The 2,697-nt window shown below is 72.5% G+C and carries 3 protein-coding genes; 2 read left to right on the forward strand and 1 reads right to left on the reverse strand.

Annotated features, from left to right (window positions below; all coding sequences use genetic code 11):
• Both HYE82_RS35760 and HYE82_RS35765 read left to right on the forward strand, forming a co-directional pair.
• Positions 1-675: TerD family protein (locus tag HYE82_RS35760; RefSeq protein ID WP_179178395.1), on the forward strand; the 675-nt coding region annotated here is incomplete at its 5' end.
• A gap of 113 nt (positions 676-788) precedes the next feature.
• Positions 789-974 carry a hypothetical protein gene (locus HYE82_RS35765; protein ID WP_179178396.1) on the forward strand — a complete coding sequence of 62 codons (186 nt, stop codon included), beginning with the start codon at positions 789-791 and terminating at the stop codon, positions 972-974.
• Between the two features lie 67 nt (positions 975-1,041).
• Here the strand turns inward: HYE82_RS35765 and HYE82_RS35770 are convergent, their stop codons facing one another.
• Complete coding sequence (locus tag HYE82_RS35770; protein ID WP_179178397.1) at positions 1,042-2,484, reverse strand: alkaline phosphatase PhoX; 1,443 nt, start codon at positions 2,482-2,484, stop codon at positions 1,042-1,044.
• Positions 2,485-2,697 lie beyond the last annotated feature (213 nt).

Here is a 2,697-nt window from a genome sequence, read left to right on the forward strand (position 1 = left end):
GCGCCGGTCTCCCCGCCGGTCACGGTCCCGCCGCCGGCCCCGGCCTCCGCCCCGACCGCCCCGCCGGCCGCGCCCGCAGCCGCTCCGGCCGGCACCGGGAAGATCAACCTGGACAAGGGCCGGGTCAGCCTCCAGAAGAACCAGACCGTGTCCCTGGTCAAACACGGCCGCCCGCTGCTCTCCCAGGTGAAGATGGGCCTCGGCTGGGAACCGGCCTTCCGCGGCCGGGACATCGACCTCGACGCGTCCGTCATCGCATACGGCCCGCAGCGCAACCACATCGACAGCTGCTATTTCGGCCGCCTTTCCATCCTGGGCGGCGCCATCCGGCATTCGGGTGACAACCTCACCGGCGAGGGCGCCGGGGACGACGAGGAGATCGTCGTGGATCTCGGCCGGCTGCCCGCCGAGGCGACGGGCCTGGTCTTCACCGTGAACTCCTTCTCCGGCCAGAAGTTCACCGAGGTCGCCAAGGCCTACTGCCGCCTGATCGACGCGGCGAGCGGCGAGGAGCTGGTCCGCTTCGACCTCACCGGTGCCGAGCCGCAGACCGGGGTGATGATGGCGAAACTGATCCGGCAGTTCTCGGGCGAATGGGAGATGACGGCCATCGGGGAGTTTGTGAAGTCCCGCACAGTACGCGGCATGGTGAAGCCGGGCGCCGAGACACTCTGAGCAGGTGGGCGGGCACATGGGGCGACCGCCGACGGCCCGGCCGCCGGCCGAGGTGATGGATTACACCCTTAAACCGGCAGTGACGGTCCGTGTCCGCCCGTAGCCTGGAAACCATGTACAGCACACTCAGGCCCGCGGGTCCCGCCCGCCCGTCCGCCGCAGAGGCGAACGAGGCGATACGGCACCTCGTCGAGACCCGGGTGGATGACGAATGGCCCTCAGCGGCGTACGAGTTCCTGCTCGAGCAATGGGCCAGCGCCAGCCGCGCCGAAACCGTCGAGGTCGCCGCCGCCCCGTGAGGGCGGCGGCGCAGCCGTACCCGCTGTGCGGGTACGGACACGGCAGCGGCAGCGTCCCGCAGGGAGTTCAGCGCGGCGTGCGCCGCCACGGCCCGGTGACGGCCAGCATGATGCCCGGTTCCTGGATGCAGGCGAACAGCGTGCGCCCGTCCGGCGAGAAGCAGACCCCCGCGAACTCGGAGTACTCCGGCTCCTCCGCGGTGCCGATGTTCAGCTCGTTGCGGGCCAGCGGGTAGGTACGGCCCGACTCGGTGGCGCCGAACAGGTGCTGGAGGCCCTCACCGTCCTCCGCGATGACCAGCCCGCCGTACGGGGAGACCGTGATGTTGTCGGGGCCTTCGCCGGCAGCGCCCCCGACCGGATCCGGGTTCACTCCGAGCAGCACCTTCAGCGTGATCGTGCGCCGCTTGGGGTCGTGGAACCACACCTGGCCGTCGTGCGCGGCGCCCGGGCTCTCCTCACGCGCGTACGAGGAGACGAAGTAGGCGCCGCCGTCGGCCCACCACATGCCCTCCAGCTTGCGCGCACGGGTCACCGCGCCGTCCCCGAACTGCTTGCGCACCGACACCGCCTGCGCGTCGCGGTCCGGTACGGGCACCCAGTCGACGCCGTAGACCGTGCCGGTCCTCGTCGCCCGGGACAGGTCGTCGACGAACCGGCCTCTGCTGTCGAAGCACTTGGCGGCCGCGAGCACCCCGGCGTCGGCCGCGAGGGTACGGAGCCTGCCGCGCCCGTGGCGGAAGCCGCTCGGCGGGGTCCAGCGGTAGAGCAGCCCGTTGGGGCCGGAGGCGTCCTCGGTCAGGTAGCCGTGGCCGAGGCGGGGGTCGATGACGACGGCCTCGTGCGCGAACCGTCCCAGGGCCTTGACCGGCTGCGGTGCGCGGTTGGCGCGGCGGTCGTGCGGGTCGACCTCGAACACGTAGCCGTGGTCCTTGGCCATCCCGTTCTTGCCGGCCCGGTCCTCGGTCTCCTCGCAGGTGAGCCAGGTGCCCCAGGGGGTGGCGCCGCCGGCGCAGTTGGTCGACGTACCGGCGATGCCGACCCATTCGGCGACCTCGCCTCCACGGCGGACCTCGACGACCGTGCAGCCGCCGGCCGCGGCCGGATCGTAGACGAGGCCCTCGGTGAGCGGCACGGGGTGGGCCCAGTCGCCGCGCCTGCCCTTGAGCTCGTGGTTGTTGACGAGGAGGGTGACACCGTGGTGGCCCTCGAAAGCGGCCGTGCCGTCGTGCTTCTGAGGGGTGAACTCACCGGATTCGAGGCGGGTGACGCCGCTGTGGGTGAGGACGCGGTACCGGAACCCGGCGGGGAGGGCGAGGATTCCGGCCGGGTCGGACAGGAGCGGGCCGTAGCCGGGCTCGCAGGGGCGGCCGTGCTCGTCGCGCTGCACGCTGTCGTCGGCCGCCAGCGCCCCGGGGGCGGTGGCGAGGGCGCCGACCGTGCCGGTGAGCGCGACTCCCGCACCGGCGAGGACGGTACGGGCGGTGAAGTCCCTACGGCTGAGCGGCATCGGGTCACTCCAGGGGGTGTGGGAGAGGGTGTGGAAGGTGGTGCGCCTGTCGTCGTGGCGGATGTGCCGCACGGCGGCCGGGGCTGCCGCGCGGCGCACACGCTCACGCCCGGACGTGAACGGCGGCTGAACTACCCCCCGGCGGCGAGCCGTCCGCTTGCCTCCGGCCGCATTGACCGACACCCACTCAGGAACGGCTCGTTCCGCCCCCTC

Origin of the sequence: Streptomyces sp. BR123, assembly GCF_013401435.1 — a bacterium.
Taxonomy (GTDB): Bacteria; Actinomycetota; Actinomycetes; order Streptomycetales; family Streptomycetaceae; genus Streptomyces.